The sequence below is a fragment of the Aeromonas sp. FDAARGOS 1405 genome (genome assembly GCF_019048265.1).
In the GTDB taxonomy this organism is placed as follows: domain Bacteria; phylum Pseudomonadota; class Gammaproteobacteria; order Enterobacterales; family Aeromonadaceae; genus Aeromonas; species Aeromonas veronii_A.
Genome location: NZ_CP077311.1, coordinates 3,454,439 through 3,480,898 on the forward strand (window position 1 = coordinate 3,454,439; position 26,460 = coordinate 3,480,898).

A 26,460-nucleotide genomic window follows, 5' to 3' on the forward strand; every position below is an offset into this window, starting at 1 on the left:
CTCTCCTGTCACTAGGGTATGAGTCAGTATCACGCCGCACTTGGGCTGTCGGTGATGTCACCAAATGGTGCATCCTGCGGGGCCAGCATGATGGTTATCTCCTCCTGCCACTGCTCCCACATCAACCGCTGCCGGGCATCGGCACTGGCTTGGCGAGCCAGTTCGGCCAGCTGTTGCTCAAGTCTCGTCAGCGGCTCGGCCAGGGTGGCCCGGATCGCCTCGTCCAGTGCCAGTGCGATCGTGCTTTCCAGCTGTTGGCTGAGGGCGCTGAGTTGTTGCATCTCAAGCAGCTTTGCATCGCGAGCCAGCTCGGCTTGCCGTGACTGTTCACGCTGTTGGCGATAGATCTCGGCAGCACCCAGCAGCAGGGAGATAGCCAGATTAAGCCGCCCTCCCACCTTGGCGAGCCCCCCCTGTAATAGCGGCATACCGAGCTTCATTGCCTCATCGACCGGATCGGTGAGCGGCCCCGCCGGGGCAGTGTGAGGCAATGGCTGCGTCATCGGATTAAGGGCGCGCCACTGCCGATCGGGTTGTTCGCTGGCAAGCCAGCTTTGCAGCCCGTGACAGAGCGTTTCAACCAGCATGGCAACCCGGGTTTGTGGGTCTGTGCTGTGGAGCGCCGCCGTCAGCGCGGGGCGCTGCGCGTTCAACTGGCAGGTCAGTTGCAACCGCCCCTGTTTTTGTAGCCGCTGTGCCAGATGTTGCAGTTGTTGTCGCGCCGTCAGCAGCGACTGACTCGCCGGCTCTGCTGCCCCCTGTTGCAACAGCTGGGTCAGCCCTTGTTGCAGACAGGCCAATAGCGGGGCTCGCCAGGGTTCGCCGGCCAGTTGTCGGGTGGCCCACTGTTGTAAGGTGCTTGCCAGCAGTGGGTAGCCGCTGGCGGCCAGCAGGGGGCCACCTTGCTGGCGGGCCTGCCAGGCGGTCTCCAGATTAAGGGGGATCACCGGGATGGCAGCCAGTTGCGCAGGGGGGATCCCCTCCTGCTCCAGCGCCAGCAGATGGCGGCAGAGCTGCTGTTGCCAACAGGCGAGTAAAGCGGGTTCGCTGCTATCGCCATTGAGCACGATCAGCAAGGGGTTGCCACGTTGCAGCAGGGAGGCCAGCTGGTGATAGAGGCACGCCTCATCCACATCACCGCTGCGCACCACCACGACCACCAGATCGGCGCTGGCCAGCGCCGCCTCGGTGACCGCCTGATGGGGAATGGGGGCGTTCAGCCCCGGGGTATCGCGCAGGCAGAGCCCCTGCCAGGGGTAGTCGATCACCCGGTCGGTCAGCGGGATATCGCCGGTCGGTGCCAGCGCCTCGCCGCTAAGCACATTGACCAGGGTGCTTTTGCCTGCGTTGTAGTTGCCAAGCAGCAGCAAGGTGGCGGGCTGGTCGTGTAGTCGGGTCAGCCAGCTGGCGAGTGTCCGGGCCAGCGGCATGCCAGCCGGGGTGGCCTGCAAGGTCTGCTGCAGGGCTATGAGACGCTGTTGCAGCTGGGCCTGGGGAGTATGGAGCATGGTCGCTTCCTCTGTGATAAGCACAGGAAAGAGGATAGCGGTGGCGAGTAAAAAAAACGGGCTGGCCAATTGGCCAGCCCAGGGGGCATTTCTCTCATCCCTTTAGTCAGGGCGTGGTCCAACAGGACACGCTCTCGCCGATGGGAAACCCGTGACCATTCCGTCTTAATCCCTTTAGTCAGGGCGTGGTCCAACAGGACTGAAAATGGTCAACGTAAAAATAATCCATGGCTAGTCTTAATCCCTTTAGTCAGGGCGTGGTCCGACAGGACTGAAGCCATTTATAACTCATTGTTTTTATTGATGCAACTTATCCACTGGTGTGGACAGGGTTGTGGATGAAAAAATGCCATTTTAAGCATTTTTTATGCCCATTGGTTTATTGTGTTTTTCAACCAACTGTTTTTAAAAAAGTTATATTTACCACCATTTTTATGAGGCCTCACTGCAGGCCTCTCGTTTTTTTATCTTGCAATGGCGAGCGATTTGTGAATGTCAAAATACATAATCCGCCAGCCGGGGATCGTCGTGAAAGAGCAGTACCGGACCACGAGGGCCCAGATGAAAGCTTCCTTCGACGACTGAAAAGGGCAGGCAGAGCAGGCGATCCTGCTCCGGCTCGATCAGCCCCTTCAGCTCATCACAGAGGGCGAGGCGTTCTGCAGAAGTCAGCGGCAGCAGATAGAGGGATTTTTGCAGTGGCCAGCCGGCCTCGGCACAGCGGCGTTGCATCCGGCGCAAGCGCCGTGGACAACTGATGTCATAGCCGATCAGCCAGAGCGGTTTAGTGGTCATGACCAACCTCCCGCTTGAGGGTCTGCTCCAGTACCTTGCGACAGACTCGGGCCAGTTGTCTGAGCCGGGGCTTACGCGTTTTTTGCCAGCCAAACCAGAGGGGATAAAAGAGCTGCTGGCCCGCCCGGGTCAATCGACAGCCCTGATCCGAGGTGGTGAAGTGCTCCGCCGTCAGGGTATGACTCTGCCATAGCTGCAGTAGCCAGCGTTCCAGCTCGGCCCGGGTCAACTCCTTGATATCGAGCAGCAGGCTGGGCCTGCGGTAGCCGGTCACATGGTGCAATTCCAGCTGGGGGTCGAATCCTTCGGCTAGCAGCGGTGGCAGAGGGGGCTCACCCAGTTGAGCCAACACGCAGTTCTGCCCGAGCCGTCGGGCGTTGAGCAGGCGGCGTACCAGTTGTTGCTGGCAATCAGGTTGGGTGATGGCACGATACTGGATCAGGCGCAAGCTGTCGGGGGCATGGTGCAGCGAGCAGAGATGAGTGCAACTGCGGCGCCCCATGGCAATAAAGTCGATGCCTCGCTCGGCCAGCTTGAGCAACAGATCGCTGGAGAGGGTGATGCCCTGGCCCACCATCAGGCGGCTGATCTGGCCAAGACTGTAGAGACGGGAGGGGAGGTCAGGGTGGGCGAGATGGAGCAAACCATCTTGCAGGGTGAGTTGGTAGTCGGGGTGATCGAGTAGCAGGGTGGTCATGGCGGCGCTCCGGCAGGGATTTGCTCCATGCTAGCGTGCCGCCATCGGCCCAACTGGCTGACCAGTTGGTGGGATTAATCTTTAGGGCAAAGATTGCTGCGCACTTTTAAGCCAAAAAATTTCGACCGTTCAATAAGAGAGTTAGCATTCTTTGATTTTTTATTTGTCTGTTTGAGTAGCGTGAAATTGAAGTTAGGTCGTAAAGAACCGCTATCTTTGTTTTTACTTCCATGAGTATTAGTAAATTTTTCGTAATAAAATGCAAGATCTGGTTCAATTAATGACACTAGTTCTTCAGGTAACTCTTCGTTTAGGTGTTTTCTTAACACCTTCTTGCGGTCATCGAAAAAAGTTTGAGTTTCTTCTTTTAGACCATTGATTGTTTTTTCTATGTTTATTGTCTCCGCCTTGGTGTTAATTAAGTTCATCCAATCCTCAAAAATATTATTGCCTTGATAAGAGTCGTGGTCAGGATAAATGATTTGCCAGAGCTCATGGAGATAAGCTGCGCGATATTTCTCCCAATATGTTTTTTGATTTGATTTTTCTCGATTATAGCGACATTCAGATGTTGTGCTATTATGTCTTGCAATCATGGCATAATAAGCTAATTCCAGTGGCTTGCTATGCAAGTCAATAGTAATAACATGTTCGTTTTTATAGATTAACATTATAGTTCTTTGTGCTAGGTCAAAATCAAGCTGTATCTCCTGATAGGGGGCTTTGCATGAGGCCAATTGTTGTAACTGCACTAATTGGCGATAAGTAAGATGTTCTTTAGGATTACTGAAACGAGTTAATACACCTTGCTTTAACTGGTCGCGTTGCCTAATAAACGGAATGTCGGCCAACATGACTTGGACCTTACTTTCATGGGTATCTAGCCGTTGATTAGCTCCTTTGCCATCTATTGGATTGATATACGGAGTAGGATAATAGAAATCCCTAAGTCCCTCATATTCAACTGGCGAAATCAACACGTGAGACAGTTGATCATCTGGTCGAGCAAAGAGTGTCATAGCGTAACCCAGGAAGAAAGTCATGGTTTTGCGCCCACCGGCAAGTGAGGCATGCAGTGTACGCTGAGGGTCACTGCACAGTTGCGCAACTCTTTTGACAATATAGTCAGCCAGAGCCTCTTGATCTTCTTTGGTCCGCGCATCATCGATGGAGTTTCCAGCATGATCCGGGACAACCTCAATCTTGATATCGCGAATTTGAGGGCGTTTTAGATCGATGCAACAGCGATCCAGCATGCTGTGTTCTTGATTACTAGCCGGATGACACAAGCCTAACTTTGCCTGCTCTGCTCCTTGCTGAGTTGTTAGGATAATTAATTCGTTGGGCCAAGGCTGCCCCTGTTTATGAATACCATACAGCGTTTCTGTCACTACTTGCGGGCTTAGACCGGTAATTGCCAATAGAGTGTGATTGATATTATTCATCTATATATGACTCCAAAATTAAATATGTGTCAGTGTCTCTACCCGATATTCGGTGAGAAAGGCACCCAGTTGTTCCAGTTGATCTGCACTCAGTTCCTGACCCCGCAGCTCAGGGGGAACGGGCACCGACAAGTGCAGATAGCGGGCGCCACGTCGCTGTACCTCTGCCACCATGGGGAGCGGCAGTGTTCCGATCACCCGATCGCCGGCACAGATAAGTGCCGGATCGAGGTGGGGCAAGATGGCATCGATGGCCAGCGGCTGGCGTTGGCACCATGCGATGGCGCCGGGATGACGGCTGACAAGGTAGTTCATGACGCCCCGCTTATTGCATCTTGTTGAAGTAGCTCTGCAAGGTGGTGTGGATTGCCTGGCCATCCGCCCTGTCGCAGATTTCGATACGGTTATCCTTTGCTCGCTGTACCATCTCGTCCGGCAAGGGGCGGGCGCTGATCAGCAGGCGCTCGCCAAACAGTCCCCCCAGTTTGCGTCCCAGGCTCTCTAGCTTGAGTACCACATCCTGATTGGTGCTCTCTCCCTGCTGTTTATCTCCCCAGTACTTGGCCTTGCATTCGATGGTGAGCAGCTGGTTGTTGTGACAGATCAGCACATCGAATTCGTTGTTTTTACCGCGAACACTCTGTTGCCGGAGCGCTTCGGTCTGCCACTCACCTTCGACACTCATGGCCACCTCGCTAAAGCCGCACTCCTGTGCGGTGAGGTAGGTCAGCTCCTCGAGCCAGCGACCGGCCAGATAGCGGCAAGCGTCTTCGCTGGCAAAGCGGATCTGCCGGCTACAACCATCCCAGTGCAGCAGGCTTGCCTCGACCAGGTGCTGATAGAGCGCAGCATAGGGTCCAAAAGGCACACTTGGCATGTTTTGTTCCTGCTGTTGGGGAAAATCCTTGCAGGCATCGGTAGCCATCCCTTGCAAACCACTTTGCATTTTCTGACATGGCCCCTGAAACTGCTTGCCCAGATAACGGGTCAGCTCGGCGCGAGCCCGGATCTCGTTATCATTGTGCGGGCCTATCCAGGTTTGACGTTCAAACCCGTTGGCGGCCAGCATCTCGTCCATAGAGAGCACAGCTTGCCATTTCAGGGCGTAATCGACCCCGTCGTTGAGCAGCTGAATTTCACGGTTTTGGCTGTCGGTATAGAAGATCAGGGCGCGGGGAATGCCGCCGCTGGCGCTCTCGGGATGCACGCTGTTAAAGCGGTTGAAGGCGTTGGCAAAGACCAGCGCCATCGGCTTGGTGCCACAGGTAGCGTTCAGTATCCAGCGTTTGTCGCCGTGGTGGGTTGCCAACCAGTCGATTAGCTCCTTGGCTTGCTGTTGCAGTTGTACCGGGCGGTGGCTGCTACGTCCTTCACTGATCCTGAGGGTCGGTAGTCCATGTCCCTGATAGAGTCGGGTCAGGTTGTCTGCTTTGTTGTGCAGTGTATTGTCGCCCAGTACCAGCACGACTCCCCGGCACTCTTTATCGGCAAAGGCCGGGATCAGATTGGGCAGCAACTGATCGGAGACCAGATTGATATGGATAGTCTGCATGGGAACACCTTGAGCTTGAATGGTTGCCATTATGCGCCAGCTAACCTTCTTGCTGGCGCGGGCCAATTGGTGGGATCAGGGGCGACACGCCAGCTGCCATTCGATGGCGCCATAACCGAAGCTGGTCTTGTTGCCAAGCTGGATCCACTCTCCCAGTGCCAACCAAGGGATCAACAGCTGGATATCGCCTTGATAGGCCCAGCGCCCGCGCAGCCCCTCTATGCTGTGGTGTTGTCGCTGGCGCGCGGAATACCGGGTCAGGGGGGCGCTCTGGGTGTGATCCCAGCACAGGGTGATCTGCTCCAGCCCGTTAAGATAGCTTTGTACCGCTTGACGCTCATGTTCGCTGTGGGGACCGACGAGAGCCAGCAAGCGACGGCAGAGTGTGCGACCGAGCAACAAAGCTGACGGTGCAGTGGTTACCGGATTGCCCGCTTCTTTGATATGTAGACGGGTGCGGGCGTGTAGTTGTACCAGTGCAGGTGTGGCCTCGCTGCACAGGGCTGCTGCGGCCAATATGGCTTCCTCAAGGGTGGTTGCTAGCGGAGCGGACAGGTGGTTGGGGGCTTGATGGCTCCAGATAAGTCTGGTGCCGAGTGGTGTGCGCTGAGTGACCTCCTGCAGAGTGAAGCCAATACGTTGTTGTCCCCAGCCTCGCTCTCCCATCCGTTGCAGTGATGACTTGATGCCCTCCACGTCCCTGGCCAGGGTGTTAAAAAGGGTGAGGCCAAAGGTGAGTGACTCTCCTTGTTGCCATTGGCTCCCTGGATGTGGTGGATGGAGCGAGAGGGGGCGGACAGCCCCCTGCTCCAGCGGCCCATAGGCATCCTGCCATAAACGTGGGGCAGCCTCTTTCATCGCCCAGCCCAGGCTGCCATGCAGCAGGCTGCCAGCCTGCTCATCCAGCGATCCCGCGGCATCCATCACGACCCGACACTCCAGACAGAGGAGGTCTATCTTGCGGCACAGGGAAAAAAGGGTGTCCAGCGACATGATCACTCCTTGAGCTGTGCCAGCAGAGCTTTACGTTCACGGGCCTTCTCTTTTTTGCTGATCTGGGTCCAGACGCTACTCTGTTCGATCACTGTGGCCAGCGCGAGTCGCTCATCGATTGACCAACTATCACGCAAGGCGGTATTGACCAGACCTGCAATCTCGTTGTTAAACCCCTCCTTGAACTGTTTGTCGTCTCGGGCGCTCAGACGTTCGGCAAGATCGGCCACGTTCAACTGGTTGGGGCTCATGCTAGCCCGTTCAAGTTGACGTTTGCGATCGGCCTGTCGCTGGCGGCGCTGCTCTTGCAACGCCCCCAACAACCGTTCGCCACTTTGTGGTTGTGTGGCCTCGAGTTTTGTCATCACCCCGTAACCCAGCGCCGTTTTGGCGCCGATACCGAGCGTGGTCAGGGCGTCATCGAGTTGTTCCATTACTTTGCCGAGTTGCGATTGGCTTGCATCGTTTCGCGCGGCCAACGTGAACAGGAAGGTGGCCTCTTTAACGGCGAGAAAGGTGATGGGAACCGGGCTTTGCCAATCCGCAGGGACCGTATCGGGTTTCCCGGGCTGACTGGCACCTTTCTCATACCAGTCTCCCGCATGGGGGGTCATGACATCCAGCGTCAGGGTAGCGGGGGCAAGCGGCAGGGCATCGAAAAAAATCAGCGTGCCCATGTAATGCGCCTCACTTTGCTCTCGGTCACTGCCAAAGAGGTCTGTAATCTCTTCCTTCGAGAAAATATCGCTGGCCCAGGTGGTGAGCCAGGCTCGCAGCATCCCTTTAATGGAGGAGGCCGGCAAATAGGGCACCCCCAGGGTGTGATGCCAACGAAAGCCGTTTTCAAGCGGATGGGCTTCGCCAGTACCGGTGACCATGTTCCAGTCGAGCTGGCAGCTGATCGCCTTACCATTGAGCGTCGAGATCAGGGCCAGCTGCCGATTTTTGGCGGACTCAAGCGCTGCGGCATTGCCACAGGGGCCGGTCAGCCAGTCGAGGGGATGGGTCTGTTTGATCTTGTCCCGTTGCAGCTTGTCAACTTTCCAGCTCTGGTCATAGCCGCCAAACAGACGGTCAAAGAGCAGCCCCTTGTTGGCATCATGACCCCAGAGATCGATATGCTCTTTGGTATGAAGACCGCTCTGATAGAGCGGCACGCGTTGCAGGTATTCCGCCATCCCTTATCCCCTCTCTTTGCTGGCCGACGTTGAGGTTTCCAGCATGGCGCGGGCAAACTTGCGCACCCACACCAGCAGAGCGAGGGCTTCGGCCTGGGCCTGTTGATAATGCCTTATGTCACCCTGACACAGGCTCGCCATCAGGGTCTCGCCGCGGTAGATCTGCTGCTCCTGGCAGAGCCACTCTTGCAGTAACTCATAGAGGTAAGTCCAGCCAGCGCCATCACTCTTGCCCTGTTTACTCAGGGCAAAGGCCAAAGTCTGGCCGAGACCGGTACGCTGGATCTGGGCCGGTATGCTGTTGGCGACGGTACGGATCTGACGCTGCTTCTCCGGCGCATGGCGCAGTGCTTGCTCCATATGGCGCAGAGCAAAGGCAGCCCGCTGTTGAGAGATGAGTTGTGCCATGGTTACGCCTCCTCCTGCTGGAGTGGAGTCAGCTGCAGCCAGCCCATGCCAGTGCTCTCGTTACCGCCTACTTGCAGGTAGGGGGCATCGCCCAGCAGGGCCTGCTCTGCCTGATTTTTCAGTGTCGCGGCGCCAAGGCCCGAGCCATCTCGTGCATCGGTCAGTAGCAACAGGGAGTAGAAGAGAGTGTCGGGTGGTAGTGCCTCTTCATACCAGAGCGCACCATCGCGCACGCTCTTGGTCTCATAGTCGATAGCAATGTGAGGATGAACGGGAATGGCCGCCTGGCAGAGATGGGCAAACTGGTCATCGTGGATCAGAGTGAGCTGGTTGAGTATTTGCTCTGCATCGAGATTGCAGAAGCGTGCGAGCAGCGCACCCCAAGGGGTGAGCGTACTTTCTGCACGGGCGGTGAAGGCATACTCCTCCAGATAGATGCGACCCGTCTGATCTCCGGCGATCAGTGCCTCCAACTCTCCTACCTTGGGAACAGCAAGGGATTGGGGCTGACCCGCTCGTTGCAAGTCTGCCAACAGGCGGCGCAGCAGGGCCGGGCAGGTGACATAACGGGTGTGGCTGGTGAGAGAGCGAACCGGCAGCCAGAGTAGCCTGGCATCCGATACCAGCAGTGCACCGGCGTGGATCTTGTCACTGGTCGCGCCGGCGTGAAGTGAGTCGGGTCCAAATAGCGTCACCAGGCTCAGTTCGGCCTGAGCCCCCTTGGTACGGCTAACCTGGCTGCGCATTGCCCCTTTGAGGGATGAGCCAAAGATCACCGGCCAGCCGGTATGAGCCTCACGCTGGATGGGGAGGTCAACCACTCCATCTTTTTCGCCGCTACCGGCATGGATCCAGGTGTGGGCATGCAGCCCGAGCAGAAGAGATGAGTTCATCGGTCACTCCTTGTGAGAATTGGTTTGATTGTCTTGCCACCAGCCCAGTGCCAACGGAATTCGCTGGCCTGCGACATCGAGCGTCAGCATGCGTGTCTCGCCGGGCAGGGGAGCATCGTCAAAGAAAAAAAGTGTGCCTGCCGGCAGCTGATTGTGTACCGGGCGTGGCTGGTGGCGGGTCAGATCCCATCCACCTTGGCGCTGCACCTTGCCACTGACCATAGTGATCAGCGACAGCGGATAACCAGCCAGCTCACCGTGCCAGCAATCCAGCCCCTGCAGCTTGTGTTTGTTAAACCCGGGCAGTGGCCACTGCTGCGGTGTGACTGGGATCGGTGCCAAGGTCATGGCCAGTAGCTTGGCCTGTTTTGGCGGAGTTCCTTGCGCGGTAACTGCTGGACTGTTGACCACTCGCACCTCGGCCATGCGGCCTTCGCCACCGAGGCGTAGCAGCGGCTGGCAGGCCAGATCACGTTGCAATGCCAACTCCTGCTCGGTGGGGAGACCATGCAGCGTGATCATCACGGCAAGTCCCCGGCGGGGGCGTTGGTGACGGGTTTGATAAAGCTGCCCTTCTACCACGGCACGCTTGCTGCTATCGATGGCGATCCCGAGTCGATACTCATCGGCCAGTAACTCAGCAGTTGAAACCACTTTTGTTTTGGCCGGAGGCAATTGTCCTGTCAGTACGGAGGCCAGCACGGTTCGCGGCAACCAGTGATCTTCCAGCGGCTTGACGCCTGGCGGGGTGCCTCCGGGCAGAGCCGGCAGGCGGACTTTTCCCAGATCGCAGTTCACCACATCACCAGGCTGCAGCATGACATAACCAGCGTCATCCTCCTTGCCACGCAGCAGGTGGGCGGGGCAGGGTAGATAATCCTCACCATCCAGCCTCAGCCAGGGACCTTCCAGTCTGAGAGTTCCCCACTGGTCAGCATCCCCCCACCAGACGGGTAGGGTGGTGAGATCTTGCCAGTCGGCCTCCAGCATATCGCCGATACGGGTGCGCAGGGCTCCCATCAGAGTTGCTGCCGAGGGGGGGAACTGGTTGCCAAGGGAAGTGCCACCCTGGCTATCCATCGGACGTGATTCACGGAAAAACCAGGTATCGACCGGGTGAAAGGCGAGAGTCAGCATGTTTGCTCCAAAGCAGATAGCACTGCAGTATGATCGGCCGCCAGATAGGCCTCGTGCAGGAAGCGCAGCAGCAGGGCTGCATCTGGGGCGAGAACTTTGCGTGGCGTAATGGTTGCCTGGTGATTTTCCAGTATTCTGACGTGGGGTGTGCTCAGGCTCACCAGCTCTTCAAACCAGTGTTGATCGAGTGCTTGCTCCTTGGGCGCGGTGCCGAGGCTCTGGCGATACTCGGCCCAGAGCAGGTTGGCGAGCGCTTTCTCGCCAAAGCCGTGGGGCTGGTCGAGACGCAGTTCTTGGATGAGTTTCTGCAGCTTGAACAGAAAGCTGTTGCTGGTGACACCTTGGGCAAAGTGATCGAGCAGCCATTCCAGCCGGTTTCCCTGTTCCCCCAGTAAAACGTCCCAGGGCTGGCTCCAGCACAGGTGTGGTTTGTCATGCTTCCAGACACGGATGGCCAGGGCATCGCGCCCCGTCGTCTCTTTGGCTATATCATCGAGCAGGTGATGCGCATCAAATAGCAAGGCCCGCAGTGGCCATTTGATATGACCGATATTGATAGCGCCAGAGAGGGTGCTGACGATGTGGCTCTGGCGTTGGCGATTCTGTTCGGCAAAGCAGTCGGCATAGCACTGCCTGAGGGCTGTTGCACAGGCCATGGCATCGCTGACCCCGAGCAGGGCCAGCACATCGTCTCCTCCGGCGTAGACCAGAAAACCGTTATGGCGTTCGACAATGTGCGGTGCCAGTTCGGTAAAGCGGTTGAGGGCTGCACTGATCCCTGCCTGCTTGGCTGGATAACTCATCTGGCTGCCGAGGCTGTCTCCATCCATCAGCAATACGGCATAGAAAGGATGTGGCGTGCCGATTGAGGGACACTTTTGTAAATTGTTGAGTGACTGCAGCGCCTTATCAGCTTGATGGCGCTGGCGCAGACGCAGGCTTTCGTCCCTTTCTTGAACCAACTGGGTGGCAAACCAGAGGGTGCCATCCAGAGTGGCTACATCATCCAATCCTGCTTCACTTGCCTTATTCCTGATACCGGGCAGGGCAGACTCACGTTCGTTAGCGATATCGAGCCGAGCTGACGCCAGATCCTGTAAAAAACACTCCAACAGATCTTTGTGCCCGGATGCGTTGACGCGGGTCACCATCTTCTCGAGCCAGCGGCCGGCGGCAATATGGGCCAGACTGGGGACGCTGCAGGGCAGGGGCCAGCCGTGCAAGGTCCACTCACCGGGCATTTGTAACAGCAACTCGGCAAAGTAGCGGGCAAAACGGCGCTTGATATAAGCCAGGGCACAGAGTGCCTCCCCTTCGCGAATATCCACCATCAGCTCTGCAGCGGGGCCATGACGCACCGTTTCCCAAAACAGCGTGAGCCCCTGCCGGTTCGGTGTGGCAAGGCCTGAAAGCTCCTGCCATCCCTCCATCAGCATGCATTTGACCCCAGGCTCGGCAGGGGGCAGGTGGCTGCGCCAGTTCTTGCGGCGATCCAGTAGATTGCTGGCCGTTGCATCCTCACTGAGTACCCAGTTGAGCTCCCAGAACCCCTGGACCTGGCGATCCCAGATAGCACGAGTGGCGGCCAGGCGTTCCTCACCCAGCTGTGCTTCGAGCGGGGCGAAGTCCCCCTGCCACACCCGTTCAGCCAGACCTTGCCAGGCTTGTTGCACGTTGCTGCAGACAATCATGGGGTCAAAGTTGTGTTCAACTCTGGCACTGAGGGCTTTGAAGCGGTTGGGAATGGTCCCCTGTTTGGGGGGTTCGCCATGACCCTGACCGATCAGCCAGGCCATGTATTCGGGTTGCGGTTTGGGGAAGGCGATCTCCCCTTGCTGTGTTTCAACGGCCTTGATGGCGACCGAAGAGAGCCAGCTCAGCAGAAAGGAGCCCGCCCAGAAATCGCGGGTGCGACGGGCTTGTGCCACAAAGGCCTGTACCGGACCCAGGGTGAAGTGAAAATGGCTCTGGTTCATCGGGTCAACTCCTCGCCGCCACACTGTTTGATAAAACCCTCGACTACCGACCAGTCGGGGGAAAAGGGGAGGGAGTGGGTATTCCCTTTATTTTTTCCCTTATGTGTGATGCTAAGCCCTTCACCTTCGGGCAAAAATTGTGCGGGTAGCAGGGTCGCCAGCATGATCTGCTCGCCACTTGGGAAGCGATGAAGATGCGCCAGCAGTGGGGAGGCGCGTCGTTCGTGCTGACCGGGGTTGACCTCGACGGTCTGCTTGTTATCGATAAAAAAGACGTTGTTGGGTAGACCAAACACGGCGCGCTGTGGCGCCTGATCCGGTTTCCCACCTTCGGTCACTGCGCGCAGAGAACGGCTATCCCCCTTGAACAGCCCTCGCCCATGTTGGCCGCCGGCGAATGCGCTCTTGTCGGAGAGACGGTAACCCATCATTTGCAGCCCGTACTCATTGAGCAGCGCCAGCGGCTCGCGGGCAGGTTTCAGCCCGAGCACCCAGCAGCGACTGGCGGGCCCGAAGGCGGTAAAGGGGGGCAATTGATCGGCTTTGCCACGGGGCAGGTCAGCCAACCAGTGGCGCAGCTCGGCTCGGTTGGCGGGGACCGGCAAAGGCTGTTTATTTAGCGTAAGCGCCTGCAGGGAGAGTGAGCCAAACCCCTTGCGGGCACGGGCACCGACGCTACCGAGCAGCCCCAATGCCATCACCGCCCGAACCAGCCCATCCTGCTCGTCATCCTTAAGCGTGTCGGCGCGCCAGCTCAGACGCAGTGACATGGGAGCTGAGGACTGCAATCCAGCGCACAGGCTACCGTTATTGCGTTGATGTTGCCCCTGGCCCATCAGGTAGACGGCCCCGGGATGGGATCTGGAGAGATCTTGTCCCTTGGCAAAGGCCTGAGCGTCGAGCCTTTGTCCGGCGCCGAGCCGCAGCAGCACTTTCGACTGTTTGCCGCTCTCTCCGGCAGCTGCACCAAAGAGGTCTGCTTCAGCCTGATGTAGCGCCTTTAACGCATCCTTGTCACTGGCATGGCTCTCGCGAAACCGGGGCCACTGCAAGGCGCGCCACCAGAAGCGCAGCGCGCCCTTGATAGCGCTGGGTCTTAGCGAGTCACCCTTCTCCAATGAAGTGTGCCCCGACATGATAAGGGGGGCAGAAACCTGCAGTTCTGCAACAAGAGTCTGGATCACGAGCTCACCTCCTCGAGCATCTGATCGCGCCGCCACACGGCAGGCGAGTTGAGTATCATACGACGACCTTTATTGTGTGTATTTAGTCATTTACCAAAAATGCCAGCTTGATCAATATCATGTGGCTTACTTGGTCATGGGATGGATGGACTTACTCTATCTGCGGGTCATCGGGTTCGTATTTCTTGCCAATTGGCGATAACAGGGCTGTGGCACACAGTCATTACAATGAGCTCGGTCAATGATTCAAAAGGAGTGTGAGATGCAGACACAGGGCTGGCTCAATCAGATACTGGGGGCACTGGATAGGCCGATATCGGGCAAGCAGCAGGCTCGGGTGGCACTACCCACCAGGGTGGCGAACCGTGAACAAGGATTGCACCGGCAGGTATTCGATGCCACCGGCAGAGCGGTTGCTCTAGGTCCGCTGCTGGCCAGTGGCGGGGAGGGGAGTGTCTATCCGCTGGCAGGCAGGCCCGATGTGTTGGTGAAGCTCTACCATCCGGCCCGGTTGGCACAATCTGGGGGCAGGTTGCAGGCGAAAATAGAGGCGGCGATCATCTTGCGCCAGCGCATTCCCGAGCTGAGCCAGTTACCGCTCGCCTGGCCCCAGTTAGCGGTGTTTGATAGCCAGGGGAACTGGCTGGGGTATGCCATGCGACGGTCGCAGGGGCGGCCCATCCGTGGTTTTCGCAATCCGGCACTGGTGCGTCGCGACTTTCCCGGTCTGGGGCGTGCCCTGCTGGCCACTGCGCTGTGCGATCTGATAGAGACAGTCAAGGTGCTGCATCGTCATCAGATCTGTTTGGGGGATATCAATCTGGACAACTTTTTTCTGGATATGGCCAATGGTCGCTTCTGGCTGATCGATTGTGACAGTTTTCAACTGACGCTGGATAACACCCGTTACCCCTGTCCGGTGGGGCAGGAGAGCATGATCCCCCCGGAACATCAGGGTCAGGATCTCGCCTCGGTGCGGCGTACACCAGAGAGCGACACTTTCTCGCTCACCGTGCTGGTGTTTATGGTGCTGATGAGTGGGCGTCACCCCTTCGAACATGTGGGGGGAGTCGGGTGGCTGACAATATCCGTCAGGGCCACTTCCCCTATGGCCAGTCGATCCGGCCCGGCAGTCAGGGGGCGGTGCCGCTGGGACCCTGGTATAACTGGTGGAGCCATCTCTCTTACCAGCTCAAAACCATCTTTATGCAGACCTTTGGTGTTGGTGTGACCCAACCCGCCGGGCGGGTGCCCCTGAGCGAGCTGGCGACCCGGTTGCGACAGTATGGCTGGAGCATCCATCAGGGCCATCTCAGCGATGAACTGTGGCCGGCGCAGGCCAAGGTGGCCAGCCCACCCCACGCTAGATAGCCGCTGGATAGCAAAACGCCCCACCCGGTGATCACCGGGTGGGGCGTTTTGCTTTTGCCAATCAGCCAATCCCTTTAGTCAGGGCGTAGTCCAGTAGGACGTCAGCATCACCCGGATGGCTGGCAAATTGGATAAGTCTTAATCCCTTTAGTCAGGGCGTAGTCCAGTAGGACTCTTCACCTTTGACGCACCCGACAGCGATGCCTAGTCTTAATCCCTTTAGCCAGGGCGTAGTCCAGTAGGACCTATGATGAAACAACAAGAAACCAAACAAGCTGAGTCTTAATCCCTTTAGTCAGGGCGTAGTCCAGTAGGACAAGAACTCTTTCAGCACCAATGCTGCTCAGGGTTTGTCTTAATCCCTTTAGTCAGGGCGTAGTCCAGTAGGACATTACGATGACTACCGAAACCAAAGACATGATCAGTCTTAATCCCTTTAGTCAGGGCGTAGTCCAGTAGGACTATCCACATCTTCCCAAGCCAGCGGTCGATGACCGTCTTAATCCCTTTAGTCAGGGCGTAGTCCAGTAGGACGAAACGTGCCTGATCTACACATAAACTACGTGCCGTCTTAATCCCTTTAGTCAGGGCGTAGTCCAGTAGGACTCATCGACGTCCGGACGTACGAACGCCCGATACGTGTCTTAATCCCTTTAGTCAGGGCGTAGTCCAGTAGGACAAGAAGCCAATGAAGTATTGACCCTTTGCGGCTTCGTCTTAATCCCTTTAGTCAGGGCGTAGTCCAGTAGGACGAGAACGACGCCTTTGGAATCGTTGCGGCTTTCTAGTCTTAATCCCTTTAGTCAGGGCGTAGTCCAGTAGGACCCCCCTCGATAACATAAAGAAAATAATGGCCGTTAGTCTTAATCCCTTTAGTCAGGGCGTAGTCCAGTAGGACGCGGTGCTTCCGGCAGCAGTGTTTGATCGCGAGAGGTCTTAATCCCTTTAGTCAGGGCGTAGTCCAGTAGGACTCAACGCTCAGGCCCGCAGCGCCGCACTGGGTAGGTCTTAATCCCTTTAGTCAGGGCGTAGTCCAGTAGGACTGAAGCATTTTATAACTCATTGTTTTTATTGATGCAACTTATCCACTGCAGTGAATAGGTCTGGGGATAAAAAAACGCCATTTAAGCATATTTCAGACCAGGATTATGATATGCGTTATTAACGTATTAATTTAATAGGATATTTAAATTCACCTATTTTTTAAAGTAGGGGAATATTATCCAAGAATGTTTTGCATTGACAGCGTTGTGTTGCTTGTGTTAGCTGGCTCGTTTTCTTACCAGTTGGTGTCAATCCGTTTCCCTTTGAACGCTGTCATTATCTCTTCCGTCAGCCAATCCGGCTTTGTCACAGGAGAGAAGATGATGGAACTTGCCCATCTCGAGCAGAGTCTGCTCACCAACCCCGCCCCGCGTTGCCCCTGTATGTTGCTGCTCGACACCTCTGGGTCGATGCAGGGACGTCCTATTGCCGAGCTGGGGGATGGGGTCGGGCAATTTATCGCAGAGCTGCAGGGCGATGAGGTGGCCGCCAGTTCGGTGGAGCTGGGGATTATCAGCTTTGGGGGCCAGGTACAGGAGCTTCAGCCATTGGCCTCGGTCGCCGAATTCGATTCTCGCCCGGCCCTGGTGGCTGATGGAGTGACGCCACTGGGAGAGGCGATTGCCCTCGGCATCGAACGATTGGCGCAGCGCAAGCAGGCTTATCAACAGGCAGGGGGGAGCTATTACCAGCCGTGGATGGTGATCATGAGTGACGGGGTGCCCACTGACAGTGGTTGGCCGGTACGGGCGGCTGAGCTCAGGGCGCTGGCCCAGGCGAAGAAGATGGTGGTGCTCTGTGTGGTCATCGGTGCCGAGGCGGATATCGGTGAGCTGTCGCGTTGCGCCCTGTTGCCACCCAAGCGTTTGGCCGGATTGCGCTTTACCGAGTTTTTTATGTGGCTCTCCCAAAGCATGCAGCGGGTGAGCGCATCTATCCCCGGTGACAAGGTGCAACTGCCTGCCACCTCAGGCTGGGACAGTATCGATGTGTAACAGGAGACCGGCAGAGCATGCGTTGCATGGGGCGCAAGCCCCTCATTTGGCCATTGAGGAGCCTGTTATGACGGTGGCGTCTTATTATCATCCCCTGTTGGCCCAACTGCCTCGTTATCTTGAGCTGTTGTCAACAGCGCCGCTGGGACTGTCGGATTGGCATGGGGTGGCTAGTCAGGCGGTGGGTTACCGCCATCTGCAGCATGGTTTGCCCTGTCAGGATCATGGGGTCATCCACTGTCAGGGACGGCCGTTGCTGGTGCTGTGCGACGGGGCAGGATCGGCCCTGTGCGCCGAGTTGGGGGCCCGTGCGTTAAGCGAGGGGTTACGGCGGCTGCTGATCTCGCTGGAACCTTGTTTGGCCAAGTGGCTTGATGAGGAAGAACAGAGCGCTGAGCTGGCGCAACTGGCCATGTTGTTGGTACGGCATGCCAAGGGGATCAATGCCGATCTGGCCGCTACCGGTCGGCGCAGTGGCGATGATTTTCGTGCCACCTTGCTGTTAGCAGTAGCAGGCAAGCACTCCCTGTTCTGGCTGCAAGTTGGCGATGGCCTGTTGGCGTTACGGGAGCGGGGTTACGCTGAATCGTCCTGGCGTCAGCTGGGCCAGGCGAACAAGGGGGCGTTTGCCAACCAGACTGCGTTCATCGATCCGCAGTTGAGTATGGCTCAGGTCAGTTGGGGTGCTGAGCCCGCAGGCAGGGTGGAGGCGGTTGTCGCGATGAGTGACGGGGCTGCCGAGCGACTCTATAGCAACGCACAGAGTCGGTTTGCCCCCATGCTCGATCAGTGGGTTGAGCAGAAGGTGATCGTACGCGAGCTCTATGAGTGCTTGAGCCAGGGTGAGTTATGGCGACGCACTACCGGCGATGACAAGTCCGTGGCCTTGCTGGTTGGCCCGGGTGTTAAGACCGTCTGATAGATCCGCCTGCTTTTGCTGCGATGGGGAAGAGACAAGCGCTGTTTTTCCCTAGTGGCGGGACGCGCTTTATCGCCGAGCTCTGTTGCAGTTTCCAGGCATCTTGATGAGCCAACCTTGCTTCATTATCAATTATCACTGGAGTGTCATGACATTGACGCCGGGATCGGATCAGCTGGCCATGCCACTGATCAGGGGGATCTATTGCCTACTGTCAGCCGAGCGAGCTAGGGAGCTGACCGCTCTGCTTGCCAAAGGCGCGTGTCACCAAGAGGGTGAGACTTCACCGCTGGCGGTGGTGACGACATTGGCTATCCATGTCGAGCAACATCGGTTGGATTGCAGGTCACAGCCCATCTACTGGGGACGTGAGCAACTGATGGCGGGTGCTTCCGATTTGCTGGGGGAGGCTGCGCGCTTTGAAGATCAGGATGCGTTGCGCTTGTTGGCACTACTGCTCGACAAATTGCTGCGAGGAGGGCGCGGCAGCCGCCAGGCCAAGCTGGATGGACTAACGGTAAGCGTCATGGAGCAGCGGGCACTGGCGGCCACATCCCCGAATAGCGGTGCTGTGGTGCGCGGCAGCTGGCGGCGCAAGTCACGCAATCAGCTGGGCCATGCCAGTTGGCTGGATGTAGTGGAGGCAGCCCTCTGGTGCTTCTGGCATGGTGACGATTTGGCAAGCGGCGAAGTGCTACTCGGTGTGCTGCTGGGCAGGGATGAGCGAGTGCGGCTTGTTTATGGTCTGCTGGTGGGGGCTTTCTACATGGGGGAGCCTTTCAGGCTTGAGTAATGCTGTTTGAATTCTTCAGCAAGTGATTTAAATATAACAGAAAAATGAACTTCTGCAGTTTATGCCCACGAACTTCTGCATGTGGTGTTTCAAATATGAAACAGCTGGACGGGTCTGGCTTGGTTCTATTACGGAAAAAACGTACGGCAAAAACGGATGAAATCCTGTCGGTTAAGTTGCTCAGTCGAAGAGTGTTACTATCTGTAGCAATGCCCCTCAAATTTCACCACGTCCCAGTTGTGTACCACTCTCATCAGCGTTAGAGGTCATAAACCTTTATAAATCAGGTCATTAAAAAAGACATATTGCAAAACGTGGAAGTAGAAGGTTGGCTCGTTGCCCGCGTGTGCTGTTTTGCTCATGTTGCTCGAGATGAGGTATCCGATGACGGCGCCTGGCGCCAGGGTGGGCGGTGCCAGGCACCACAATTGCCTGCATGGTAAACTATAGCGCAGACAGAACGAAGGGCGAGCCGTGCAGGTGGCGGTTTATTGGGCAGTTGATCCCGACATCTTGTGCATTTCTGCTCTGTTAACCGAGTCTATAAGACCAGTCTATCTCTCAGGATGTGATGATTTTTTAATGACATCAGTAGTGATCGGTAAAGAGGGCCCCTTCATTGGCGATCCTGTCCAGGTTCGGGGTCTGGCAGCCCACCATCCCCGGTTGTAGGCACTGATGTTTCAGTAGCCGATGTCATCGCTCATGATGGCAAGATATTGGGCTTGGCGGCTGCTGTGGTACTACCAGCGGTGGCCATTATTGGCTCCACATCCTAATCTGATGTGAATTGGTACACAAAATATGCGATGAAAGCCGCGTGCGTTTAACACATTGGAAATATCATCCCGTACAGGCTGTTGGAGGGAATGGAATACCCGGATGGGCACATTTCCCTTTATCGCTGTCGTTATGATCTATAAAGAGTGATATGACCTTAATAGCCCCATTTAACCGCAGCTTGGAAATCAGCTTTAAACCATTTCACTCTATAAATCCCGTTTATCCTTGTCGCCTAACAGCGAATATAACCGCTGGTTATCCGATATTTTTTCTCTAGCCCTTCAGTCGCCGGCTATCGGGTGGGCTGGAGGGCGCATGGAAGGCTGTATCGAGAAGGCATGAGGTATCTACCGCTATCGATGGCGATAAGGCGAATAAATGGGTGGTGGAGTTCACAGTTCGGCTAATCAATTTAGGAGATGAGGGCTGCTATGTCCGTAGTGGTGTGTCTTTATTCAAATATCTTACTGGCAAGCCGAGCACTCTTTAATTCTGATTAAGTCATAATTAAGTAAAGTGGAGGTGTTGATTTTTTCGCTCAGAGATGAGTTTTAAAACTGCTCGCAATCTCATCGCGATATTTAAAAGAGTGTGCTCGCATATTTTTGAAAGGATAAAAATGACTTGAATGGGAGTGGCCAAATAAATCCAGCTGTGACCTTTGTCTTTGCAAGGTGTCAGGGTCATAAATGCCTATAAAAACAAGGTAAAAGGCTGTGCTATTGACTAGATTGATAGAAGGCAAGGCATAAAACAGCATCAGTTTGATACGACAACATCGCGTGGGACAGAGATCATGAATAGAGTGCAGGGAGCCAGATTGTTCTCGTTACCGGTAGATCTCAGACAGGTGGTGTATGCCTTGTCTGCGTCACTGGACTTGGTGGGCATTGGCGATGTGGCCCACGGTAAACGGGTCGGGATCATGGCCGCCGAGTGCAGCCGGTTTTTGGGGATGAGTGAAGCGGAGCGTCGTCTGCTGTTTGAGCTGGGAGTGCTGCACGATATAGGTGTATCCTCGACCATTACACACCACCATCTGGTCAGTGAGTTCGATTGGGAGTCCTCCCAGCGTCATTGCGAGGTGGGTTATCAGTTGCTCAAAGATTTTCGTTTGTTGGCCCCGCTGGCACTGCCTATCCGTTATCACCATACCCATTGGTATCTGTTGCGTGACATGGTGGCAGTTGACCGCAAGGTTGCCCGGCAGGCCAATCTTATCTTTCTAGTTGATCGCTGCGATGCACTGGCCGCTCCTTATTACGCTGACGGTTCGCTGTTGATGCACACCGCCGAGATCCGGGAGAGGCTGGCAGCGTGTAGTGGCGAATTTTTTGCCCCAGAATTGGTGGATGCTTTCCTCAAAGCGTCTCGTTCGGAGGCATTCTGGCTGCAGTTGGAAGCGCGTGCAATCAACGATTACATGCTGGATATGCTGCAAAAGCGAGAACCCTGTATCACAAACAATGGTGAGCTGAAGGTGCTGGCGAGGATCTTCTCCGGCATCGTCGATGCCAAAAGTCCATTCACGATGACCCATTCACTTGGTGTTAGCAGGTTGTCTCGGGCATTGGCAGAGCAGATGGGGGTCAGTGCCATGCATTGCGACATGCTGGAAATTGCCGGGCTGCTGCACGATCTGGGTAAGCTGAGGGTTCCGGACGAAATCCTCGACAAGCCAGCCAGCCTGACGCAGGAGGAGCGGGCCATCATCAATACCCACAGCTTCGAGACTTACCAGATCTTGCGTCATATCGAAGGGTTTGAACAGATTGCCTGTTGGGCGGCCTATCACCATGAGGAGCCTGATGGGGAGGGCTATCCGTTCCACCTGCCGGCATCCGCCATGGCGCTCGAAGCGCGGATCCTGCGGGTCGCTGATATTTTTCAGGCGATGGTGCAGGACAGACCTTATCGGCGCGGCCTGCCTGCCCGTGACGCATTGACCTTTATGCAGCAACTGGCGGATCAGGGGCGGGTCGATCCCGCTGTGGTGGCGGTGCTGGCCGATCACCTGCCGCAGATGATGATGGCAGCCATTCCGGATCGCGAGCCGGATCATGCCATCAATTGAGGGAGAGGCTGGCCGCTGACTCATACTGCCGCGAGCCAGCTATGCTTGGAACAAGCCGAGCATGGTGCCGGTACCGGCGCACAAGACGCCAGCTTGATGGACTACCGTAGGGGAGCAGATATGGAATCGCTAAAAGCCAAGGATTATATGCAGAGCAGACCCATCACCTTCACTGCCGACATGATGGTGCAAGCTGCGGTCGAGAAATTTCTGAACAGTCACCAGCTCGGTGGCCCGGTGGTGGATGGTCAGGGCCATCTGATTGGCTGGATCTCCGAGCAGGATTGCATCGCAGTGCTGCTTAAGGAGGCCTATCACTGCGAACAGGTGGCGCAGGTCAAGGATGTGATGCGCAAGGAGGTGTTGTCGGTGGGACCCGATACCAGCATTTTGAGCCTGGCGGAGATGATGATGGGGCAAAAGCCGAAGATCTATCCGGTGGTGGAGGAAGGGCGTCTGCTCGGTGTCATCAATCGCCACAACGTCATGCAGGCCATTCACGCCCAGCTCACTACCTGTTTTGTCCATCACACACACGGTTAACCCTGTTTTTCTCTCTCCCAAGGCAAGCTTCGGCTTGCCTTGGCTATTTCATATGCTGCCATTTATCTATGTTATGCCATCTTACAATGGTTGTTTTGTCATGTTTGAGGAGCGGCCAATCTCTCTGTCTTCCCATATATAACGCTACGTTAAGGCTTGCACCGCCCCCGCTCGCTCTTTAGGATCGCTCCCAGCTTATCGATATGGCCCCTCTGGGCACCTATTTAAGGAATTTGTACCTTGTCTCTCTCTATCGAGGCGCTGCGCCGCCGTCTCTCTGCCTGCATGAATCTCGACGCCCGCCGCCTTTCCAGCCGTCTGCACGGGGTCAAGAAGCTGCCTGAAGGCAAACAGGCCGCCGTGCTTGAGACCATCGCCGCTGATTTGGCCGCCGCCGAAGTGCGCTATCAAACCCGTCTGGCCGGAGTGCCCAAGGTCACTTATCCGGACAACCTGCCGGTCAGCCAGAAGCAGGCTGAAATCGCCAAGGCCATTCAAGAGCATCAAGTGGTGATCATTGCAGGGGAAACAGGCTCGGGCAAAACCACCCAGATCCCCAAGATCTGTCTGGCGCTCGGGCGCGGAGTGAAGGGCTTTATCGGCCACACCCAGCCACGCCGTTTGGCGGCCCGCACCGTCGCGGCCCGTATTGCCGAGGAGATGGAGTCCGAGCTTGGCCACTACGTGGGTTACAAGGTGCGCTTTACCGATCAGGTGAGCGAGCAGACCCACATCAAGCTGATGACCGACGGTATCCTGCTGGCGGAGATCCAGAATGACCGGATGCTGACCCAGTACGACACCATCATCATCGATGAGGCCCACGAGCGCAGCCTCAATATCGACTTCATCCTGGGCTATCTAAAGCAACTGCTGCCCAAGCGCCCTGATCTCAAGGTGATCATCACCTCGGCCACCATCGACCCCCAGCGCTTCTCCCGCCATTTCAACAAGGCGCCGGTGATCGAGGTCTCCGGCCGCACCTATCCGGTGGAGGTGCGCTACCGCCCACTGTTTGTTGATAAAAAAAGCAGTGACAAGAGTGAGGGGCTGGAGGAGCGCGACGAACTGCAGGGGATCTTCGACGCGGTGGAAGAGCTGTCCCGCGAGGGGCTCGGGGACATCCTTATCTTCATGAACGGCGAGCGGGAGATCCGCGATACTGCCGATGCCCTGCGCAAACTCAACCTGCGCGATACCGAGGTGCTGCCGCTCTACGCCCGCCTCTCCAACGCCGAGCAGAACAAGGTGTTCCAGCAACATGCCGGACGGCGCATCGTGCTCGCCACCAACGTGGCGGAGACCTCGCTGACGGTGCCTGGCATTCGTTACGTCATCGATCCGGGCACCGCCCGCATCAGCCGCTACTCCTGGCGCACCAAGGTGCAGCGCCTGCCCATCGAGCCGGTCTCCCAGGCCAGTGCCAACCAGCGTAAAGGCCGCTGCGGCCGGGTGGCAGATGGTATCTGTATCCGTCTCTACTCGGAGGAGGATTTTAACAGCCGTCCCGCCTTTACCGACCCCGAGATCCTGCGTACCAACCTGGCATCGGTCATCCTGCAGATGCTGGCGCTCGGCCTTGGCAATATGGAGGCCTTCCCCTTCGTCGAGCCACCCGAGTCGCGCCATATCAAGGATGGCCTGACTCTCTTGAAAGAGCTGGAGGCGGTGCGCGAGCTGCCCGCCACCGGCGAGTGCGAAGCCAAGTTGCAGCTGACCGAGACCGGTCGCCAGCTCTCGCGCATCCCCCTTGATCCGCGTTTGGCGAAGATGGTGATCAGCGCGGCGCAGACCGGCTGCCTGAGCGAGGTGATGGTGATCACCGCGGCCCTCAGCATTCAGGATCCCCGCGAGCGGCCCATGGAGAAGAAGCAGGCTGCCGATGAGCAGCACAGACGCTTTGAGGACAAGGATTCCGACTTCCTCGCCTTCGTCAATCTGTGGAATTACCTGAAAGAGCAGCAGGATACCCTTGGCAGCAACCCGTTTCGCCGCATGTGCCAGAAGGAGTTTCTCTCCTACCTGCGGGTGCGTGAATGGCAGGACATTCACTTCCAGCTGCGTCAGACGGTCAAGGAGCTTGGTTTTAAAGCCAACCATGAACCGGCGGATTTCAAGACGGTGCACTGCGCCCTGCTGACCGGCCTCTTGAGCCATATCGGCAACAAGGATCTGGAAAAGCCCGAGTTCCTCGGTGCTCGCAATGGCCGTTTCCACCTCTTCCCGGCCTCGGGCCTGTTCAAGAAGCCACCCAAGTGGGTGATGGCCGCAGAATTGGTGGAAACCTCGCGCCTCTACGCTCGCATCAACGCCAAGATTGAGCCCGAGTGGGTGGAGCCGCTGGCGGGCCATCTCATCAAGCTGCACCACAGCGACCCCCACTGGTCGAAGAAAAACGGCGCCGTGATGGCCAAGGAGAAGGTGACCCTCTATGGCCTGACCCTGGTCAATGAGCGCACCATCAACTTCAGCCGCATTGATCCGGCGCTGTGCCGTGAGTTGTTTATCCGCCGCGCCCTGGTGGAGGGAGATTTCGAGACCCGCCACCGTTTCTTCAGCGATAACCGCAAGCTCCTGGCCGAGGTGGAGGTGCTGGAGCACAAATCCCGTCGGCGCGACATTCTGGTGGATGACGAGGACCTGTTCCGCTTCTACGATGCCCGTTTGCCGGAGGAGGTGATCTCTGCCCGTCACTTCGACAAGTGGTGGAAAGAGGCGCAAAAGCAGGATCCCGAGCTGCTCAACTTCGAAAAAGAGATGCTGATGAAGGGGGATGCGGCCCACATCAGCGATCTCGACTACCCCAACTTCTGGCAGCAGGGGCGCCTCAAGCTCAAGTTGACCTATCAGTTCGAGCCGGGGGAGGCGGCTGATGGCGTGACCCTGCATATTCCGCTGCCGCTCCTGAATCAGGTGGAGGTGAAGGGGTTCGAGTGGCTGATCCCTGGGTTGCGTCACGAGCTGTTGGTAGCCCTCATCAAGTCGATGCCAAAACCGATGCGCAAGAACTTCGTACCGGCCCCCAACTATGCCGATGCGCTGCTAGCCAGCATCAACCCCGAACAGGGGCCGCTACTGGACGAGATGGAGCGTCAGCTGCGCCGCATGACCGGCGTCACCGTACCTCGTGAATCCTGGGACTGGACTGCTGTGCCCGATCACCTGAAACTCACCTTCCGGGTGGTGGACGACAAACACAAGAAGGTGGCGGAAGGCAAAGATCTGGAAGCCTTGAAAGAGTCGCTGCGCGGCAAGGTGCAGGAGACCCTGTCACAAGTGGCGGACGATGACATCGAGCAGTCCGGCCTCACTCTGTGGAGCTTTGGTGAATTGCCTCAGGAGTACAGCCAGAAGCGCGGTGGCTTCGAGGTGAAAGCCTATCCGGCGTTGGTAGACGAGAAGGATTCGGTCGCCATCCAGCTGGTGGAGAGTCCGGTGGTGCAGCAGCAGCTGATGTGGGCGGGCCAGCGCCGGCTGGTGCTGCTCAACGTGCCATCTCCCATCAAGTATCTGCAGGAGAAGCTGCCCAACAAGGCCAAGCTCGGGCTCTATTTCAACCCCTTTGGTAAGGTGGCGGAGCTGATTGATGACTGTATCGCCTGTGGCTGCGACAAGCTGATCGAACAGCATGGCGGGCTGGCTTGGGACGAGGCCGGTTTCGAGGCGCTCAAGGAGTTTGTCCGCGCCGAGCTCAACGATGCGGTAGTGGAGGTGGCCAAGCAGGTGGAAGCCGTGCTGACGCTCTCCCATGAGATCAAGAAGCGGCTCAAGGGGAAGATGCAGCTCGACACCGCTTTTGCCATGTCGGATATCCAGCAGCAGCTCGGCAACCTTATCCACAAAGGCTTTGTCACCGAGACCGGCTGGCAGCGGTTGCCTGATTTGCTGCGCTATTTGCGGGCCATCGAACGGCGCCTCGAGAAGCTTGCCATCGATCCCAACCGGGATCGGGTCTACATGCTCAAGGTGCACAGTGTGGAGTCGGAGTACAAGGCGCTGCTGGCCAAGATCCCCAAATCCCAGCTTATTCCCACCGAGGTGGCCAATATTCGCTGGATGATCGAGGAGCTGCGGGTGTCGTTTTTTGCCCAGAATCTGGGGACCCCCTATCCGGTCTCCGATAAACGGGTGCTGAACGCCATTGCTCAGTGCTAAGCTGCTATCTGTCTGTT

At 56.8% G+C, this 26,460-nt stretch carries 21 protein-coding genes and 1 CRISPR repeat array; of the genes, 8 read left to right on the forward strand and 13 right to left on the reverse strand.

Features of this window, described 5'->3' with window-relative positions:
- Positions 1–29 precede the first annotated feature (29 nt).
- The 13 genes from I6L35_RS15885 to cmr1 form a co-directional block, all read right to left on the reverse strand.
- A complete protein-coding gene (locus I6L35_RS15885; RefSeq protein WP_216978714.1) occupies positions 30–1,508 on the reverse strand; it encodes a GTPase in 1,479 nt (492 codons plus the stop codon).
- Positions 1,509–2,003: 495 nt separating this feature from the next.
- Positions 2,004–2,303: a CRISPR-associated endonuclease Cas2 gene (locus I6L35_RS15890; RefSeq protein WP_088869025.1), complete on the reverse strand. Its 300-nt coding sequence runs from the start codon at positions 2,301–2,303 to the stop codon at positions 2,004–2,006.
- Positions 2,293–3,000, reverse strand: coding sequence for a CRISPR-associated endonuclease Cas1 (locus I6L35_RS15895; protein WP_216978715.1), 708 nt, complete (start codon positions 2,998–3,000; stop codon positions 2,293–2,295). The genes I6L35_RS15890 and I6L35_RS15895 overlap by 11 nt, the downstream gene beginning before the upstream one ends.
- A 74-nt stretch (positions 3,001–3,074) precedes the next feature.
- On the reverse strand, positions 3,075–4,445 hold the full coding sequence (gene csm6 / locus I6L35_RS15900) for a CRISPR-associated ring nuclease Csm6 (protein ID WP_216978716.1): 1,371 nt from the start codon (positions 4,443–4,445) through the stop codon (positions 3,075–3,077).
- Positions 4,446–4,463: 18 nt separating this feature from the next.
- The gene (gene csx16, locus I6L35_RS15905; RefSeq protein WP_216978717.1) at positions 4,464–4,760 is read right to left on the reverse strand and encodes a CRISPR-associated protein Csx16; all 297 of its coding nucleotides are present in this window, start codon (positions 4,758–4,760) and stop codon (positions 4,464–4,466) included.
- 10 nt (positions 4,761–4,770) lie between these two features.
- Positions 4,771–5,997 (reverse strand): DUF1887 family CARF protein, encoded by a 1,227-nt coding sequence (locus tag I6L35_RS15910; RefSeq protein ID WP_216978718.1) that lies wholly within the window; start codon positions 5,995–5,997, stop codon positions 4,771–4,773.
- Positions 5,998–6,072: 75 nt separating this feature from the next.
- The gene (gene cas6 / locus I6L35_RS15915) at positions 6,073–6,990 is read right to left on the reverse strand and encodes a CRISPR system precrRNA processing endoribonuclease RAMP protein Cas6 (protein WP_216978719.1); all 918 of its coding nucleotides are present in this window, start codon (positions 6,988–6,990) and stop codon (positions 6,073–6,075) included.
- 2 nt (positions 6,991–6,992) lie between these two features.
- On the reverse strand, positions 6,993–8,168 hold the full coding sequence (gene cmr6 / locus I6L35_RS15920; protein ID WP_216978720.1) for a type III-B CRISPR module RAMP protein Cmr6: 1,176 nt from the start codon (positions 8,166–8,168) through the stop codon (positions 6,993–6,995).
- A 3-nt stretch (positions 8,169–8,171) separates the two neighbouring features.
- A complete protein-coding gene (gene cmr5 / locus I6L35_RS15925) occupies positions 8,172–8,576 on the reverse strand; it encodes a type III-B CRISPR module-associated protein Cmr5 (protein ID WP_184149967.1) in 405 nt (134 codons plus the stop codon).
- A gap of 2 nt (positions 8,577–8,578) precedes the next feature.
- Positions 8,579–9,469 carry a type III-B CRISPR module RAMP protein Cmr4 gene (cmr4, locus tag I6L35_RS15930; protein WP_201991568.1) on the reverse strand — a complete coding sequence of 297 codons (891 nt, stop codon included), beginning with the start codon at positions 9,467–9,469 and terminating at the stop codon, positions 8,579–8,581.
- A 3-nt stretch (positions 9,470–9,472) separates the two neighbouring features.
- On the reverse strand, positions 9,473–10,606 hold the full coding sequence (locus tag I6L35_RS15935) for a type III-B CRISPR module-associated Cmr3 family protein (protein ID WP_216978721.1): 1,134 nt from the start codon (positions 10,604–10,606) through the stop codon (positions 9,473–9,475).
- Positions 10,600–12,582, reverse strand: a complete 1,983-nt coding sequence (gene cas10, locus I6L35_RS15940) for a type III-B CRISPR-associated protein Cas10/Cmr2 (protein ID WP_216978722.1) — start codon at positions 12,580–12,582, stop codon at positions 10,600–10,602. The genes I6L35_RS15935 and cas10 overlap by 7 nt, the downstream gene beginning before the upstream one ends.
- Entirely contained in the window at positions 12,579–13,766 is a 1,188-nt protein-coding gene (gene cmr1 / locus I6L35_RS15945) for a type III-B CRISPR module RAMP protein Cmr1 (RefSeq protein ID WP_216978723.1), read from the reverse strand. The genes cas10 and cmr1 overlap by 4 nt, the downstream gene beginning before the upstream one ends.
- Positions 13,767–14,028: 262 nt before the next feature.
- Here cmr1 and I6L35_RS15950 point away from each other — a divergent pair, with 262 nt between their 5' ends.
- The 8 genes from I6L35_RS15950 (at position 14,029) to hrpA (ending at position 26,443) form a co-directional block, all read left to right on the forward strand.
- A complete protein-coding gene (locus I6L35_RS15950) occupies positions 14,029–14,997 on the forward strand; it encodes a hypothetical protein (protein WP_216978724.1) in 969 nt (322 codons plus the stop codon).
- Positions 14,994–15,137, forward strand: a complete 144-nt coding sequence (locus I6L35_RS15955) for a hypothetical protein (protein ID WP_216978725.1) — start codon at positions 14,994–14,996, stop codon at positions 15,135–15,137. The genes I6L35_RS15950 and I6L35_RS15955 overlap by 4 nt, the downstream gene beginning before the upstream one ends.
- Before the next feature lie 62 nt (positions 15,138–15,199).
- Positions 15,200–16,180: a CRISPR direct-repeat array (repeat unit 38 nt; unit sequence GTCTTAATCCCTTTAGTCAGGGCGTAGTCCAGTAGGAC).
- Positions 16,181–16,501: 321 nt separating this feature from the next.
- Positions 16,502–17,176, forward strand: a complete 675-nt coding sequence (locus I6L35_RS15960) for a VWA domain-containing protein (RefSeq protein WP_216978726.1) — start codon at positions 16,502–16,504, stop codon at positions 17,174–17,176.
- A 67-nt stretch (positions 17,177–17,243) separates the two neighbouring features.
- Positions 17,244–18,095, forward strand: coding sequence for a PP2C family serine/threonine-protein phosphatase (locus I6L35_RS15965; protein WP_216978727.1), 852 nt, complete (start codon positions 17,244–17,246; stop codon positions 18,093–18,095).
- A 148-nt stretch (positions 18,096–18,243) separates the two neighbouring features.
- Complete coding sequence (locus tag I6L35_RS21160) at positions 18,244–18,888, forward strand: ADP-ribosylglycohydrolase (RefSeq protein ID WP_254204475.1); 645 nt, start codon at positions 18,244–18,246, stop codon at positions 18,886–18,888.
- A gap of 1,579 nt (positions 18,889–20,467) precedes the next feature.
- Positions 20,468–21,745 (forward strand): HD domain-containing phosphohydrolase, encoded by a 1,278-nt coding sequence (locus tag I6L35_RS15975; protein WP_216978728.1) that lies wholly within the window; start codon positions 20,468–20,470, stop codon positions 21,743–21,745.
- Between the two features lie 120 nt (positions 21,746–21,865).
- On the forward strand, positions 21,866–22,288 hold the full coding sequence (locus I6L35_RS15980; protein ID WP_005333273.1) for a CBS domain-containing protein: 423 nt from the start codon (positions 21,866–21,868) through the stop codon (positions 22,286–22,288).
- 240 nt (positions 22,289–22,528) lie between these two features.
- Positions 22,529–26,443 (forward strand): ATP-dependent RNA helicase HrpA, encoded by a 3,915-nt coding sequence (gene hrpA, locus I6L35_RS15985; RefSeq protein ID WP_216978729.1) that lies wholly within the window; start codon positions 22,529–22,531, stop codon positions 26,441–26,443.
- Positions 26,444–26,460 lie beyond the last annotated feature (17 nt).